11 protein-coding genes are annotated in these 15553 nt (G+C 70.4%); 6 read left to right on the top strand and 5 right to left on the bottom strand.

The window, feature by feature from the left end; all coding sequences use genetic code 11:
• Positions 1-5: 5 nt before the first annotated feature.
• Positions 6-2405, bottom strand: a complete 2400-nt coding sequence (locus OEB96_RS12400; RefSeq protein WP_266215798.1) for a B12-binding domain-containing radical SAM protein — start codon at positions 2403-2405, stop codon at positions 6-8.
• A 252-nt stretch (positions 2406-2657) separates the two neighbouring features.
• On the opposite strand from OEB96_RS12400, the gene OEB96_RS12395 reads away from it, so the two are divergent.
• Together OEB96_RS12395 and OEB96_RS12390 are read left to right on the top strand one after the other, a co-directional pair.
• Complete coding sequence (locus OEB96_RS12395) at positions 2658-3782, top strand: hypothetical protein (protein WP_266215797.1); 1125 nt, start codon at positions 2658-2660, stop codon at positions 3780-3782.
• The gene (locus OEB96_RS12390) at positions 3779-4336 is read left to right on the top strand and encodes a DUF2878 family protein (protein ID WP_266215796.1); all 558 of its coding nucleotides are present in this window, start codon (positions 3779-3781) and stop codon (positions 4334-4336) included. Before OEB96_RS12395 ends, OEB96_RS12390 begins: the two co-directional genes overlap by 4 nt.
• A 46-nt stretch (positions 4337-4382) precedes the next feature.
• Here the strand turns inward: OEB96_RS12390 and OEB96_RS12385 are convergent, their stop codons facing one another.
• Positions 4383-6788: a SulP family inorganic anion transporter gene (locus tag OEB96_RS12385; RefSeq protein ID WP_266215795.1), complete on the bottom strand. Its 2406-nt coding sequence runs from the start codon at positions 6786-6788 to the stop codon at positions 4383-4385.
• A 204-nt stretch (positions 6789-6992) separates the two neighbouring features.
• Here OEB96_RS12385 and OEB96_RS12380 point away from each other — a divergent pair, with 204 nt between their 5' ends.
• Positions 6993-8159, top strand: coding sequence for an ADYC domain-containing protein (locus tag OEB96_RS12380; protein ID WP_266215794.1), 1167 nt, complete (start codon positions 6993-6995; stop codon positions 8157-8159).
• Positions 8160-8194: 35 nt separating this feature from the next.
• On the opposite strand, the gene OEB96_RS12375 is transcribed toward OEB96_RS12380, so the two are convergent.
• Together OEB96_RS12375 and OEB96_RS12370 are read right to left on the bottom strand one after the other, a co-directional pair.
• Positions 8195-8800 (bottom strand): hypothetical protein, encoded by a 606-nt coding sequence (locus OEB96_RS12375; RefSeq protein ID WP_266215793.1) that lies wholly within the window; start codon positions 8798-8800, stop codon positions 8195-8197.
• A gap of 8 nt (positions 8801-8808) precedes the next feature.
• Positions 8809-10077: a thioredoxin family protein gene (locus tag OEB96_RS12370; RefSeq protein ID WP_266215792.1), complete on the bottom strand. Its 1269-nt coding sequence runs from the start codon at positions 10075-10077 to the stop codon at positions 8809-8811.
• 293 nt (positions 10078-10370) lie between these two features.
• On the opposite strand from OEB96_RS12370, the gene clpB reads away from it, so the two are divergent.
• The 3 genes from clpB to OEB96_RS12355 all read left to right on the top strand — a co-directional run bounded on the left by clpB (position 10371) and on the right by OEB96_RS12355 (position 14501).
• Positions 10371-13001, top strand: a complete 2631-nt coding sequence (gene clpB, locus OEB96_RS12365; protein ID WP_266215791.1) for an ATP-dependent chaperone ClpB — start codon at positions 10371-10373, stop codon at positions 12999-13001.
• Positions 13002-13019: 18 nt separating this feature from the next.
• A complete protein-coding gene (locus OEB96_RS12360) occupies positions 13020-13538 on the top strand; it encodes a hypothetical protein (RefSeq protein WP_266215790.1) in 519 nt (172 codons plus the stop codon).
• Positions 13539-13622: 84 nt separating this feature from the next.
• Positions 13623-14501 (top strand): methylated-DNA--[protein]-cysteine S-methyltransferase, encoded by an 879-nt coding sequence (locus OEB96_RS12355; protein ID WP_266215788.1) that lies wholly within the window; start codon positions 13623-13625, stop codon positions 14499-14501.
• Here the strand turns inward: OEB96_RS12355 and OEB96_RS12350 are convergent.
• Complete coding sequence (locus OEB96_RS12350; RefSeq protein WP_266215787.1) at positions 14477-15541, bottom strand: hybrid sensor histidine kinase/response regulator; 1065 nt, start codon at positions 15539-15541, stop codon at positions 14477-14479. The two genes, OEB96_RS12355 and OEB96_RS12350, sit on opposite strands and share 25 nt — an antisense overlap.
• Positions 15542-15553: the final 12 nt, after the last annotated feature.

The raw sequence follows: 15553 nt of genomic DNA, 5'->3' as shown, positions 1-15553 counted from the left end.
AGGGCTCATGCCGTCGGCAGCATCCGACGGGGCACGAGCTCGCGCGAGAACTGCCGGAGCGTGAGTTCCTTGCCCTCGTCGTACCTCCCGTGCGCCGACTGCGAGCGTACGTGCAGATTGGCCGGTTGACGCCAGCGAACCATCTTGCGCTGCACCCCCGTCCACAGCCGCGCCCATGCATCCAGTGCAGCCGCAGTGCCCTCGTAGATCTGCGCTTGCGCCTCGTGGCCGTCGGCACAGCACACCAACGCGTGCTCGAGCCAGGCTTCCTGCCGCTCGGGCCGCCGCACGCAGCGGTGGAAGTAGTCGAGCTCGTCGCTGGTGAAGCCGACCCGTGACAGTCCCCGCACGACGAACGAGAACATGGGAGGAACGCTCCACTCGTGGCCGGGGCCCACGGCGCCCAAGCCCACGAGGAAGGGCTCGTTGGTGCACAGCTCGAGCTGAGCACGCACGAACGCCGTCACGTGGGCGTGCAGGGGGGTGTCGAGCGCCTCCGCGTCGCTGGCACCCGCTGCGAGCAGGTACTCGCGATGCCGCGCGACGTGGACCTCGCGACCGGCCCCCTCGTGCTCGTGGAGCAGCGCCTCGAGGATCCAGACCCTGGCCTCGCTACCGCAGGCACGAGGCAAGAGCTGCTCCAGGCATCGGGTGTGCAGGCCCACCACCGCGTGGTGCTGCAACCCCAGGATCTTGTGGTCCTCGCGGGTGAACGGCACGTGCACCAGTCGGGTCAGCAGCGGATGATTGACCGCGGGGTGGCTGCGAACGAACGCGCGTAGCCGGGCGAGGAACTCCCGGGGATCGTCGTGGAACGGAGCATCATGCACCTGCCGCTTGGACCGGGGGCTCGACGCGCTGGGGATGACCACGACCGGATCGGCCGCCGTGACCGCCTCGGACACGGAGAGCACGTGCTGCGCCGGACCCTCGGCACGAGCCACGCGCAGCTGCACGAGCGACGGCGATGCACTCAGCGGTACCGGTGCCGCGGGCCCGGGCCGGGCACGAAGCGGCGCGTTCTCCACGGTGATCCCCACGGGGATCGTCCCGAGCTCGTCGCGAAGGTGCGAGCCGGGATCTCGCACGATGCTGAAGTAGGCGCTGCGCTTCTTGAGCCAGCGCAGCGCCCCCCCGAAGGTATGGAGGAAGAACGCCGGCCGCTTGCGCACCGCCGGCAGCGCGCCCTTGCGAACCGACGCCCACACCGAGTCCCGCTGGGCGGCGAACTTCTCGTAGAAGCGCTCGCGGGGGAGCTTGGTGGGGAGGACGGAGTGCAAGAGGTCGAAGAAGCGGGCGTCGGTGGTGAGGAGCTCTTCGTAGCGCTCGCGATAGAGCTGGGTGCCGGGCAGCGGGGTGAGGATCGAGACCAGCGGAATCGCGACGCCGAGCTCGTTGATGTGGGCATAGAGCCGATCGAAGTCCTCCTCGGAGAAGTCCTGGCGCACCATGAAGATCCCGGTGGAGATGATGCCGAGCTCCTGCATGATCTCGGCGGCCCGGCGGTTCTTCTCCACCGTGGTGCGCTTGAGCAAGTACTCGAGCCCGTGCTCCTCGTTGGACTCGTAGCCCGACAGGACCATGATGAGGCCGGCGTCGCGCAGGCGCTTCATCAGCTCCGGGTTGTCGGCGATGAAGTCGGTGCGCCCCTGGGTCGCGTAGTACTTCTTGATCCCTCGCCGCTCGATCTCGTCGCAGAGCTGGCCGAGGCGGGTACGATTGGTGAGGAAATTGTCGTCGAGGAAGAAGACCACCCGCTCCTCGATCTGCTCGAGCCGGTCACAGATGGCCTCGGCGCTGAGGAACCGGGTCTTGCGCTCGTAGAATTCCCAGATCGCACAGAAATTGCAGTCGAAGCTGCACCCACGAGACGTGCTGATCGAGGCCATCGGCCCGGCGGTCATGAAGAAGTAGTCGCCGGGGCGCCGGCGAACGAGGTGACGGGCCGGAGGCGGGAACGAGTCGAGGTCCCGGTTCTGCTTGCGCTTCTCGGTGGTGACCCAGGCGTTGGTGGCGTCGCGAAACCGCAGGCCATCGATGGCATGCAGCGCGTCGAACGGCTTGCCCGCGGCGAGGTGGGCGACGAGCTCCTCGAACGTCTCCTCGCCCTCGCCGAGCGCGATCGCGTCGACGCAGTCCGCCTCGAAGTCGGCGGGGGACAGCGTGGGGTGGTGCCCACCCACGATCGTGAAGCAGCCCGGGCCCAGGGTGCCCTTGGCGGCCTCGAGCACCGCCTTGGCCTGGTAGCAGTCGGTGGTCATCGACGTCGTGCCCACGAGGTCGGGCTGGAACTCGAGCAGCACGCGATTGAGCTCGACGTCCTCCTCGAGGCGCATGTCGAGGATGCGAACCTCGTGGTCGGGCACCATCGCCGCGAGCTGTGCCAGCGCAACGGGCTCCGACATCCAGATGACATTCTCGAGGCCGAGGCGGCCGGGCTCGAACGGAGCGGGTTGCACGAGCAAGATTCGCATGAATGCTCACGACACGGGCTGCTCGATGGCAGCGTGCTGAGGGCAACGTGTTGAGGACCGTTCGTTGACTCGGCCTGCGAGCGTAACGCAAAATCGGGTGCGTTGGCAGGTCTCACGGCTGCGAAGGACGCCCTCCCCCGCCGACGATGGCAGCACCGAAGCCTCGTTGTGGTGGGGGTTGCGGTGGGGGTCCTGGTCGTCGCGACGGCGGGACTCGGCGCATGGGTCTACGGCGACTTCGCCCCCGCGCTCTACGAGCCGATGGAGCCCGCCGCCGGGGTCGGCAGCCTCTCGGCCCAACAGTGTCGGGTATGCCACGCCGAGATCCATGACGAGTGGGCGAGCAGCGGTCATGCGCGAGCGTTCGACGATCCCCTGTACCAGGCGGAGCTGCGACACCAGCCCACGACGTTCGTCTGCCATCGCTGTCACACCCCGCTCAGAGAGCAGCGCCCATCGGAGACGCACGGGCTGTGGATGGCATGGCCGGCGATCATCCCGCTGTCGTGGCCCAACGATGGATTCGACCCGGCGCTCCAGCGCGAGGGGGTGACCTGCGTCTCCTGCCACCAGGTCGACGGCCACATGCTCGGCCCCTTCGATGACGCGGCCGGGGCCCCTCACCCCACGCGCAAGGCGGAGCTCCGGGCGGTGGAGACCTGCGCCCGGTGCCATCAGTTCGGGTTCGAGCGCATCGGACGACTCGACCGGCCGATCATCGACACGGTGACCGAGTGGCACGAGTATCGCGAGCGGGGCGGTCGGGAGCGCTGTGCCGATTGCCACATGCCGACGGAGGACGCACGTCCCGCGGCCAACGGGGGGCGTCTGCGCCCCCACACGAACCACCGGCTGTTCGGTCCCTTCGATCGCGAGTTCGTGGCCAAGGGGGTGATCGTCGAAGATCTCGAGCTCGTGATCGACGAGCCCAATGTGGCACGGGCATCGCTGGTGCTCGTCAACGGCACGGGGCACCGCCTGCCCAGCGCGGAGCCGGAGCGCTACGTCCGGGTGCACCTGTCGGCGCGCGGGGCCGACGACGAGCTCCTGGCCGAACGCGAGCTCCGCATGGAGCGGCCCGTCGACGTCGCCCGGCTGCGCGAGCTGGGCCCCGACACCACCCTCGCACCGGGCGAGCGCCGGCGGCTGACCCTCGAGCTGACGGACCTTCCTCCCGATGCGAGCACCGTCCGCATCGCGGTGGACTTCCACCTGTGGCGCAACGGCGAGCTCGCCCGCGAGGCCGGCCTGGATGGCGACGACCTCGTGCACTCCATCGTGCAGCGCTCCGCATCCCGAGCCCCATGAGCACGCGACGAGCGAACCTCCTCAACTTGGGGCTGCTGCAGCTCGGCTGTGCAGTGCCGCTGCTGGCATGCGCGCTGGACAGGCGAGGCGCGGGCGTGGTGCTGGCGTGGTCGGTCCTGGTGCTGGCGGTGTCGATCTCCGAGCACCGGGGTCGCGACCTGCGGCTGCTGCTCGCGGGAGCGATCCTCGGCACGCTGGGAGAGCTGGCCGCCGTGCTGGTCGGGCTGATGAGCTTCGTGCACCCGTCGTCGCCCCTCCCGTTCCCCGGGTGGCTCCCCCCCTCGTGGGCGCTGCTCGGAATCGCAACGGCCCATGTGCTCAGGCCCCTGCGGGGGCGCATGCTGGGCTCGGTGATCGTCGGGGGACTCGTGGGCATGCTGGGGCTCTACGGCGCGATGGCGGCCGAAGAGATCGTGGTGACGCACGGGTGGCACGTGGTGGTGATCAGCGGGTGGCTGGGCGTTCTGGTCGCGCTGCTGATCTTCGTGGCGCCCTGGCTGGAGCTCGCGCCTCGATCACGAGGCCGGTTCCCCATCCACGTGCCGCGCCGCTGACCCGAAGGCCCTCGAGAGCAAATTCGCTCACCGCGGCGGCGTCGCTTCAGCGCGCATGCGCGCCCCCACCGAGCGGCTCGAGCGGCTGCTCGCTCCGCAAGAGATGCAGCTGCACCAGCGCACCGGGCTCGAGGTGCGTCTGCTCCCGCAAGAGCGCCTGCAGCACGTTCACCTCGCGCGCCTCGACGGGGATCACCAGCAGCGGGTGCTCGCTCCGCCCCCGCACCACCGCGCGCAGCGCCCGGAACGCCTCGTCGCCGGGCGAGAGCCGCAGCGGCTCGCCAAACCCCTGCGCCACCAGCTCGGCGATCCGGGCCGGGTCGTGCTCGTCGACCTCGATCACGGCCAGCAGTCGCTCGGGGCCAGCGTCGCCGGGCTCGTCGGCCCGCGAGAACGCGCGCTCGGCCGTGCTCACGGCGGCCACGACCTCGTCCGCGTGCGTGGCCGCGCGAAGCCGATCGAGCAGCCCCGCGTGGTGGCACAGCCGGCCCACGTGCGCCAGCGCCCGCAGGTGCGCGTGGTGGTCGTGCTCCGGGGCGAGCAGCACGAAGAACACGTCGGCTTGGTCGCCGTCGACCAGCAGCGGCGACGCGGTGGTGACCAGCGCCACCATCGGCTCCTGCAGATCCTCGATCGGCGCGTGCGGCAGGCTCACTCCCTCGCCCAGGCCCACGTGACCCTCGGGGCGCTGCAGGAGCGCGGCGACGAGCCGGTCCGCCGGCTGCCCTGCGTGCGGAGCAAGCAGCTGCGATGCAGCAACGACCACGTCGCGCAGCTCCTGGGCCCGCAGGCCCACGTGCACGCGCGAGGGCTCGAGCCAGCGCTCGGCCAGCGCCGGAGCGGCGGCCGCAGCCCGGTGCACGCGCTTCCACTCGCCCCACACCAGGTGCAGCATCGATCGGGGCGCGACGGGGCGCGCTCCGGTGAGCGCCTCGCGGTAGCGGTCGGTCAGCTCGTCCCACTCCACCACCATGCCGGGCGCGTCGTTCTTGCGGCGGCGCTGGTTCCAGCTCGACAGCAGCTCGAGGCACGCGTGGTCGATGTGATCGAGGTGGTCGATGTGCACGTGCAGCTCGCGGTCGGTCGGCACCCCGTCGAGCACCTGGGCCAGGTACGGCAGGCGCAGGAACGTGGCGGAGCCGGCCAGGTGCAGGTGGTGCACGTTGGAGTCGCGGCTGGGCTCGCTGCGGACTTGGAGGCTCGTGAACGTGTGGACCAGCTTGGCGACCGCCGCCACGAGCCCGGCCACGATCCCGACGAACAGGTCGAGGAACACCACCCCCAGCAGCGTGATGAGGCAGATCACCAGCTCGGAGCGGCCGCGCCCGTAGAGCTCGCGCAGCGCCCCCACGTCGACGAGCTTGTAGCCGGTGTAGACCAGGATCGCGCCGAGGCTTGCGCGGGGGATCAGCTCGAGCACCTCGGGCGCCGCGACCACGAACACCAGGATCCAAAGCCCGTGCAGCATCGTCGACGCGCGGGTGCGGGCGCCAGCGTCGACGTTGACCGAGCTGCGCACGATCACGCCGGTCATCGGCAGCCCTCCCAGCAGGCCCGTGGTGAGGTTGCCGATGCCCTGCGCCTGCAGCTCGCGGTCGAAGTCGGCCTGCGAGTGCGTCTGTCGCTGATCGATCGCGGCGGCGGTCAGCAGGGTGGCGGCGCTGGCCACGAACGCGAACACCAGCGACCGACCGACGAGCGAGGCATCGAGCAGCACGCCCAGGCTGGTCACGCTCACCGGCTCGAGCCCGTCGAAGAAGCTCGGCGAGATGTCGAGCACGCGGGTCCCGGTCCCGAGCGCCACGGTGACCGAGGTGACGACGAGCAGCGACACCAGGTGCCCCGGGACCAGCTGGAGCCGCGCGGGGCGCAGCGCGTTCCACCCGATCAGCATGGCGATGGTGGCCGCCCCCACCAGTGCGGGGGCCAGGCCGGCCATGCCCCTCGACAGCATGCCGGCGAGCTTGCCGGGCAGGGTGAGGACGTTGTCGACGAACGACGAGCTCGGATCGGCATCGATCGCCACGTGCAGCTGCGAGGCGAAGATCAGCACCCCGATGCCGATGAGCATGCCCCGGATCACCGCGGGGGCCACGGCCCGAAACCACTGGCCCAGGCGCAGCCGGCCCGCGATCGCCTGCCACACACCCGCCAGCATCACCACCGGCCCGAGCATGGCGATGCCGTGCTGCGAGACGATCTCGAACACGGGCACGATGAGGCTGGCGGCCGGGCCGCTGACCAATAACGGTGCGCCCGCGATCGAGCCCACCACGATCCCACCGACGATGCCGGTCACCAGGCCGCGCTCGGGCGGGACGCCACATGCCACCGCGATTCCGATGCACAGCGGCAGCGCGACCAGGAACACCACCACCGACGAGGGGAGATCGGCGAGCCACGTGGAGGCGCTCGGCTCGCGGGGCGAGCTCTGCTTGCGCGCGTGGGTCACAACGGCGCCGAGGCGCAGTCCTCCCTCGAGCACCTCCCGCGACGGCGCGGCGCGAAGACGATCACTGCCCGACGATAGCGATTCGGAGCACGATCCGTCGCCCCGGAACCGGCAGACGCTGGAGGTCGTCGCTCGATCACGACGAGAATTCAATGATTTTCAATATTTATGTCCTCGAGAGCGATTGCATGAACAAATCCCCCCGTGGAGCCGACTCCCGGGGCGGGCGTGACCTCCAAGCAGGGGCGCGCCCGCGGGGGAATCATGATCGACACGCACGGCACGCTCTCGACCCTGGCTCTGGCAACCCTCCTGGGAGCGACGGGTTGCGATCAAGCCGGTGATGGTGGCAACGACTTTCGCGCGGGGGGCATCGGGACGGGCGGCGGCCTGACCCTCAACACCAATCAGTGGGTCAGCTCCAGCGCCCGCGACGTGTACGAGTTCAACCGCATGGGCGAGTGGCACACCAACAGCTACGGCTACGAGACCAGGCTGTCGCAGATCCACCTGCCCAACTCGCCCTACGGACCGGTGACCACCACGGTCGGCGCGGCCGCGGGTGGCCAGCCCAAGGCGACGATCAAGCCCGGCGACGAGCTCGAGATCCGCGTGAGCGGTCCGGCTCCGACCGATCCGAAGTACGTGCTCGAGGGCGATCAGCTCATCGGCATGCAGCTGACGTTCACCGTGCGCGCCTTCGACGGGATCGATCACCCCGCCATCATCCAGGTCGTCGATCACATGGACTTCGAGGGCGTGGGAGCGTTCTACGAGTTCCACAAGGTCGACCCGATCTCGGGCACCTTGCTGGCTCCGCTGTGCGAGCAGGATTCCAACGAGCTGCGAATGGCTCGGGTCTTCGACGGGCTGACCGTCAACGGGGACACCGGCGCGATGACGTTCACCGGGCAGGCCGTGCACCACATCGCGTGCACGTCGAGCGCCCCGGGCAAGGCGGCGCTCTACGGCTATGGCCCGGCCGAGCTCGCTCCGGTCGACCCCATGGCGTTCGCGCTCGCCAACCGGGTGATCCGAGCCGACTACTGCGCCGACGGCTACCCCTACACCTATCCGGGCAACCTCTTCGGCCTGACCGACAACGGAAGCCCGGGCAACGAGGGCACCACCCTGCCCGACGTGCTGGCCAGTCTCGACGAGGGCGTGGTCATCGAGGCGGTGTGGGACGACTTTGGCGTGCTGTGCATCGGCAGCCCGCGCAACACCAACATGGGCCGCGAGGACATCGTGTGCCCCACCAAGCGCTTCCCCAATGGCTCGGTCGCCTACAACTGGCGCCCGCCCACCTGCGAGACCTGGGCCGACCCCGACCCCACGAAGATCCGCTTCTACTCGACCACCGAGGAGTAGCGCCCGGAACGAGCACCGGAGCAAAAACCGAACAATCAGAACCGGAGCAGGACCCCCGGCCCCGGCTCGAGCCTCACGCGCCCGTGCATGCCGTGGCGAAGCCGCCACTTGCGGTAGCGCTCGCGCTGCAGCAGCCCCAGCACGAGGATGGTGCCGCCGCTGGCCAGCATGAGCGCCCCGTAGGCGGTGCGAATGGCGTTGAACGTGTAGAGCCCCTGGCAGCGACCGGCCGTGGTCTCGATGCCCAGCGGACGCAGCCGCTCGGCGCAGTGGGTCGGGACCGTGAGCCACAGGCCCACCGCGCTGGTCACGGTGGCCAGCGTGCCCAGCGGCACGAGGATGGAGCCCACCACGATCCGATTGTGCCCGTCGGGGGGCGGCCGCTCGAGGATGGTGCCATGGCCGTAGTACCCGCCCGGCGCCAGGCCAGGCTCGGATTCGAAGTCGTCGGCCGGGACGTCGTGGGTGGTCGGCGCGGGCTCGGACTCGTCCACTTCGCCCTCGTCGATGGCGACCGGCGCCACCGCCTGGGGCTCGGACTCGTCCACCTCGCCCTCGTCGATGGCGACCGGCGGCGTCGCGGGCTCCGCCCGTGCGAGGCCTGGCATCGAGCCCAGCACCGCCGCCACCCCGATGGCCACGGCTCGGATCATCCGCCGTGCCCTCCGCCGTGGGCCCGACCTGGCTGGCCACCCGCCGCGGCCTGCTCGAAGCGCTTGACCTGACGTCGATAGAACGCGGACTTCGGCTCGATGGCGCTGGCCTTCTGGATCGCCGTCAGCGCCTCCTGCTGGCGATCGAGCAGGTGCAGCAGCTCGGCCTCCACATAGCGAAGATCCGCGTCGTCGGGCGCGAGCTCGATGCCCTTGCGCACCGCCGCCAGCCCGGGCTCGAGCCCGCACTTCTCGCGAAAGGAAAACCACCCGTAGCTGCTGGCCAGCGTGGGATCCTCGGGGTTGGTCGCGACCATCGCCTCCAGTGCGGCCACGGCCTCCTCGGCCCGTCCGAGCCCGCAGAGGATCCGCCCCTCGTGCCGCCGGCTCCGCACCGCCTCCTTGCTGTCGGGGAAGCGTCGCTGCAGCGCACGAAACTCCTCGATCGCTCGCTCGGGCTCGCCCTCGAGCTTGAAGGTGAGGAACAGCGCTCGATCGTAGAGCGCCTTGCTGGCCAGCCCCAGCTCGTCGACCGGGTCGGCCAGCAACACCGCATCGAGCTCGGACCTGGCCGCGTCGGCCTGGGCCGCCAGCAGGTACGCATGCGCCAGCTCGTAGCGCTTGGCCACGTCGTCGGGATCGGTCTCCACCGCGTCGATGAGCTCGGCGAGCACGTTGCCGCCCTCGGAGATCCGCCGCAGCGCCGTCAGCAGCTCGTCCGCGGGCAGGAAGTCGACCAGGCGCCCCTTCTCCACCCCGGTGGCCTCGAGCACGAGCATGGTCGGATAGGCCTGCACGCGGTAGCGCTCGACCAGTTCGGGGCCCTCGCCCTTCTCGGCGTCCACGTGCACCGCCACGTAGCCCTCGCCGAGCGTGCGCCCGACCTCCGGCAGCACGAACACCTCCTCGTCGAGCCGTTGGCACGGGGGGCACCAGTACGCGCCCACATCGACGAAGACGAGCTTGCCCTCGGTCGTGGCCTTGGCGAGCGCCTGCTCGAGCGATCCATGGAACCATGCCACGGCCGATACGATCTCTCCGTCGGGCCGGACCCCGGGCTCGGGCGGGCGCGTGGGCTGCGGTGGCGTGGAGGCCTTGGCCTCGGACGGCTCGTCGACGGCGGGCGCGGTCTTGGGCTCCTGCTTCGGCGGCGCCTGATCACCCCCGCAACCGACCACACCGACCACGAACCACGAGCACGAGGCGGCGAGGCTTGCTCTCGAGAGGCCGAAGAATCTGCGTCGTGCCGCGCTGCGATCGATCATGGATGCGCTCACCCTGCCGCGACCGCCTCGCCGATGCAATGAGGACCGCCGGTCACGCACCGGGGGGTTGCCCAGTCGCGACCCGGGCCCATATTCCCCCGGCGCTCCGGAGAACCGAGCGCGGCCGTCACCAGCATCACCGTGCCCCCGTCGGGGCATCCGGCGTCATCGCCGGCCCTTGCCCGACGCATCACCGCGCATCACCGGCTTCGACCCGTGCTCGCACCGCCCGTCCTCTCGATGGCCCCGGTCGCGCAGGGACGGTCGTACCCCCACGGACAGGAAGCACCACCATGCCCGCCTTCAGCCCCGAATCCGCCACCATCAAGACTCGCCATGCGCTCGCTCACGCACAGGCCATGGCCAAGGAGCTGGGGCACCCCGAGGTGACCAGCCTGCACCTGCTCACGGCCGCGGTCCAGCAAGACGGCGGGCTGGTCGGCCCGCTGCTCGAGCGCGCGGGGGTCCACGCCAACGCGGTCTCGCGCGCGCTGGCGACGGAGCTGTCCAAGCTGCCGCGGGTCAGCGGCGCCGAGCTGCGGGTGGCTCGCGAGCTCGGTGATGCGCTCGAGCTCTCGGCCAAGGAAGCGGCCGAGCTCAAGGACAAGTTCGTCAGCACCGAGCACCTGCTGCTGGCGCTGGTGTCCGATGCGGCGCGTCGCAAGGAGGTCAAGGCGGCCCGGGTGCTGCACGAGCTGGGGGCCAACCGCGAGCTGCTGCTCTCGGCGCTCCGCGACGTCCGCGGCACCCAGACCGTCGACACCGAGGACCCCGAGGGCAAGTACGAGGCGCTGCAGAAGTACGCCCGCGATCTCACCGCGCTGGCCAGGCAAGAGAAGCTCGATCCGGTGATCGGCCGCGACGCCGAGATCCGGCGAGCGCTGCAGGTGCTGGCGCGGCGCACCAAGAACAACCCGGTGCTGATCGGCGACCCCGGCGTGGGCAAGACCGCGCTGGCCGAGGGCATCGCCCAGCGCATCGCCAGCGGCGACGTGCCCGAGAGCCTGCGCGACCGCCGGCTGCTGCAGCTCGATCTGGCCGCGATGGTGGCCGGTGCCAAGTACCGCGGCGAGTTCGAGGAGCGGCTCAAGGCCGTGCTCGCGGAGGTCTGTGCCGCCGAGGGCAAGATCATCCTGTTCATCGACGAGCTGCACACGCTGGTGGGCGCGGGTGCGGCCGAGGGAGCGCAGGACGCCGCCAACATGCTCAAGCCGGCGCTGGCCCGGGGTGAGCTGCGCTGCATCGGCGCGACGACCCTCGACGAGTACCGCAAGCACATCGAGAAGGACAAGGCGCTCGAGCGGCGCTTCCAGCCCGTGCTGATCGACGAGCCCTCGGTCGAGGACACGGTGGCGATCCTCCGCGGGCTGTCGGGCAAGTTCGAGGCCCACCACGGGGTGCGGATCCAGGACGCCGCGCTCGTGACCGCGGCCCGGCTCTCGCATCGCTACATCCCCAGCCGCTTCTTGCCCGACAAGGCCATCGATCTCATCGACGAGGCCTCGGCCCGCCTCAAGATGGAGGTGGAGAGCGTGCCCGAGCCGATCGACGAGCGGGAGCGCAAGATCACCCGCCTGCAGATCGAGCAGACCGCCCTGCGGCGCGAGAAGGACGACGCCTCCAAGCAGCGCCTGCGCGCGGTCGAGGCCGAGCTGGCCGAGCTGCGCGAGGAGGTCGCCGGCATGCGCTCGCGCTGGCAGACCGAGCGCGACCGCATCGCCGAGATCAAGCAGCTCAACGAGCAGATCGACCACATGAAGGGCGAGGCGGCCCGGGCCGAGCGCAGCGGCGATCTCAACCGCGCGGCCGAGCTCACCTACGGCACCCTGCGAGAGCTCGAGAAGTCCCGCGAGAGCGCCCGCGAGGCCCTCCACCGGGCGCTGGCCGGCGGCGGCTCGTTCCTGCGCGAGGAGGTCACCGACGAGGACGTGGCCGAGATCGTCGCCAAGTGGACCGGGATCCCCGTGGCCAAGATGCTGGAGAGCGAGCAGAGCCGCCTGCTGCACATGGAGGACGGCATCCACACCAGAGTGGTAGGGCAGGACGAGGCCGTCGCTCGCGTGTGCGCGGCCGTTCGCCAGGCACGGGCGGGCCTCGCCGACGAGGGGCGTCCGGTGGGCTCGTTCCTGTTCCTCGGCCCCACCGGCGTGGGCAAGACCGAGCTGGCCAAGGCGCTCGCCGAATTCCTGTTCGACGACGAGCGTCACGTGGTGCGCATCGACATGAGCGAGTACATGGAGCGGCACGCGGTCTCGCGGCTCATCGGAGCCCCGCCCGGCTACATCGGCTACGACGAGGGTGGTCAGCTCACCGAGGCGGTGCGGCGCCGTCCCTACTCGGTGGTGCTGCTCGACGAGATCGAGAAGGCGCACCCCGACGTGTTCAACGTGCTGCTGCAGCTGCTCGACGACGGGCGGCTCACCGACAGCCAGGGACGCACGGTGGACTTTCGCAACACCATCGTGCTGATGACCAGCAACATCGGCAGCGAGCTCGCGGCCGCGGGCCTGTCCGGCGAGGCGCTCGAGCGCGGGAGAGCCGAGGCTCTGCGTCGGCACTTCCGCCCCGAGTTCCTCAACCGGCTCGACGGGATCGTGCAATTCCACAGTTTGGGTCGCGATCAAATGCGCGGGATCCTCGACATCCAGCTGCGCCGGCTCGAGCCGCGGCTGCGCCAGCGCGAGCTCGGCTTGCAGGTCACCGAGGCCGCCCGCGACGCCCTGGCCCGCGGCGGCTACGACCCGGAGTTCGGCGCCCGACCGCTCAAGCGGCTGATCCAGCGGGCGATCATCGACCGGCTGGCCCAGGGCATCCTCGAGGGCAGGTTCGGCGCCGGACGGACGGTGGTGGTGGACCTCGAGGAGGGCGCCTCCTACGACCCGGCCACCGACGACGTGCCCCCGCTGACCCTGCGCACGGCGTAGCGTAGGATCGCGCCCGCCGTGCGCTCCCCGACCTGCATCGCGCTCGCCTCGTCGCTGGCGCTCGCCTGCACGCTGCCGGGCTGCCAGCGCGCTCCGAAGCCCGAGCCGGTCGGGGCGACCGCCGCTCCCGAGCAGCCGCCGGTGCAGCGAGTCGAGCGCGTCGATGCATCGCGGTTCGAGGGTCGCTGGGAGGGCACCGTGGGCGGCATGCGAGTGCGCTCGCCGACCGACCAGACCTCGCTCGAGCCCGGCGACGAGGTGAGCCTGTGCTCGTTCGGGATCGGCTGCCGAGTACCCTACGCGCCTTCCGAGCTCGGACCCGACGGCGGCACCATCGAGGGCAAGCCCGGCATGTGCGTGCTCGCGCTGCTGACCGAGGACGGCCAGGAGTACGCGCTGCTGTTCGCCGAGCCGCCCGATGCCACGATCACCGTCACGAGCGACGAGCTCGTGATCGAGCTGCGAGGCGTGGAGGACGACACGGGACGGGCGGTGGCACTTCGCTTCTCGGGGCGGCCTGCGGCACGATCCCTGTAATCGAGTGAAATCGCGACGAGCCGGGCTGAGTGACCGCAAGATCCGGGTCGCTCCCCCACCCCCGCGGGCGTAGGACCAGGCACAATGAACGCGCCCGTTTCCATGACCGACGCCGGCACCAGCGACTACGCACGCGTCGCACGCGTCATCCACTACCTGCGCGAGCACGCCCACGAGCAGCCCTCGCTGGCGGAGTGCGCCGCGCAGGCGGGCCTGTCCGAGTTCCACTTCCAGCGGTTGTTCCAGCGCTGGGCCGGCATCAGCCCCAAGCGCTTCCTGCAGTTCGTGGCGCTCGGCGAGGCCAAGCACGAGCTCGCGCAGGGGAGCAGCCTGCTCGAGGCCAGCCTCGCGGCGGGGCTGTCGGGCGCGGGCCGGCTGCACGACCTGTTCCTCTCGATCGAGCGCATGACCCCGGGCCAGTACAAGGCGCAGGCCGACGGGCTGACCGTGCGCTTCTCGGTGGAGCCCACCCCGTTCGGCCCCGCGCTCTTGGCCGCGCTCGATCGAGGCCTGTGCGGCGTGTCGTTCGTGACCGACACGGGGCAGGCCCATGCGATCGCCGAGCTCACCGCTCGCTGGCCCCGCGCCACGCTGCTCCGCGATCCCAGGGCCATCCGTCCCTACGCGCAGGCCCTGTGCGCACGCATGCGCGGCCAGCAGCCCCGACCGCTGGGCGTTGTACTCAAGGGCACGCCGTTCCAGCTGCAGGTGTGGGAGGCCCTGCTGCGCGTGCCCGAAGGCGCGGCGGTGGGCTACGGAGCGCTCGCCGCAGAGCTGGGCACGCCCACGGCGGCACGCGCGGTGGGCACGGCGGTGGGGCGCAACCCGCTGGCGTTCCTGATCCCGTGCCATCGCGTGATCCGAGCCTCACGGGTGCTCGGCGACTACCACTGGGGCGCCGACCGCAAGCTGGCGCTCCTGGGCATCGAGCACGCACGTCACGCCGCGGGCAGGCAGAAGTAGAACGTGGAGCCCTCGCCGGGCGTGCTCTCGAGCCCCACCGAGCCCTGCATGCGCGACACCACGCGCTTGACGATGGCCAGCCCCAGCCCGTGGCCGTCGGTCTTGATGTGGCCGAGTCGGGTGAACTCGTTGAACACCACCGCCTGCTCCTCGGGCGCGAGCCCGCGGCCGTTGTCGCGCACCATGTACTGGATCATGTCGTCCTCGGAGCGCTTCCAGTCGATCACGATCCGCGGCGGTCGCCCCCCGTACTTGATGGCATTGGTGATGTAGTTGATCCAGATCTGCTCCACCCAGGGCCCGTAGCCGAGCGCCCGCGGCATGTCGTCGGGGACCTCGATGTGCGCCGACGAGGTGGCCAGCACGTGCTGCAGGATCTGGCGGGAGCGCTGGATCAGGACCCGCATGTCCAGCGGCTCGGACTCCACCTCCTGCTTGTGCAGCTTGGACAGCGTGAGCATCGAGCGCACGATGGTGTGGATCCGATCGGCCGAGGCCTTGACCCTGACCATGTCCTCCATCGGCAGCCCCCCCGTCATCAGCCCGGCGTCGACCTGCAGGATGATCTGCGTGAGCGGGTTGCTGATCTCGTGGGCGACCATGCGACCGAACGCCTCCTGCTCCTTGCGGGCGTACGACAGCGCGAGGTGGGTCCGCACCCGGGCCAGCACCTCGTCGGCATCGAACGGCTTGGTCACGTAGTCGACCGCACCCGCCGAGAACGCCTTGATCTTGTCGAGCTTCTCGTCGGCCGCACTGATGAAGATGATCGGGATGTCGCAAAGCCGCGGATCGAGCTTGAACGCGGCGCACACCTCGTACCCGTTCATGCCGGGCATGTTGACGTCGAGCAGCACGAGATCGGGGAGCAGCGCCAAAGCCGACTCGAGCGCCGCCGTGCCGTCGAGTGCCGGCCGAACGCGATGACCTGCCCGCGTGAGGACCTTGGCCAGCACCTTGAGGTTGGTGGGCACGTCGTCCACCATCAGGATGCTTCCGTGGAGATCCTCGTGCTCGGGCAGTCCTAGCGTTCCAGCCATTGCAGTACCCTC

Source organism: Paraliomyxa miuraensis, from assembly GCF_026337845.1.
Lineage (GTDB): Bacteria > Myxococcota_A > Polyangia > Nannocystales > Nannocystaceae > Paraliomyxa > Paraliomyxa miuraensis.
This window is presented reverse-complemented; position numbering and strand designations above follow the sequence as displayed.

Coding starts and splice junctions, on each gene's coding strand:
- OEB96_RS12355 (WP_266215788.1), top strand. CDS start 13,623: ATGAACGCGCCCGTTTCCATGACCGACGCCGGCACCAGCGACTACGCA.
- OEB96_RS12390 (WP_266215796.1), top strand. CDS start 3,779: ATGAGCACGCGACGAGCGAACCTCCTCAACTTGGGGCTGCTGCAGCTC.
- OEB96_RS12350 (WP_266215787.1), bottom strand. CDS start 15,541: ATGGCTGGAACGCTAGGACTGCCCGAGCACGAGGATCTCCACGGAAGC.
- OEB96_RS12370 (WP_266215792.1), bottom strand. CDS start 10,077: ATGATCGATCGCAGCGCGGCACGACGCAGATTCTTCGGCCTCTCGAGA.
- clpB (WP_266215791.1), top strand. CDS start 10,371: ATGCCCGCCTTCAGCCCCGAATCCGCCACCATCAAGACTCGCCATGCG.
- OEB96_RS12400 (WP_266215798.1), bottom strand. CDS start 2,405: ATGTCGGAGCCCGTTGCGCTGGCACAGCTCGCGGCGATGGTGCCCGAC.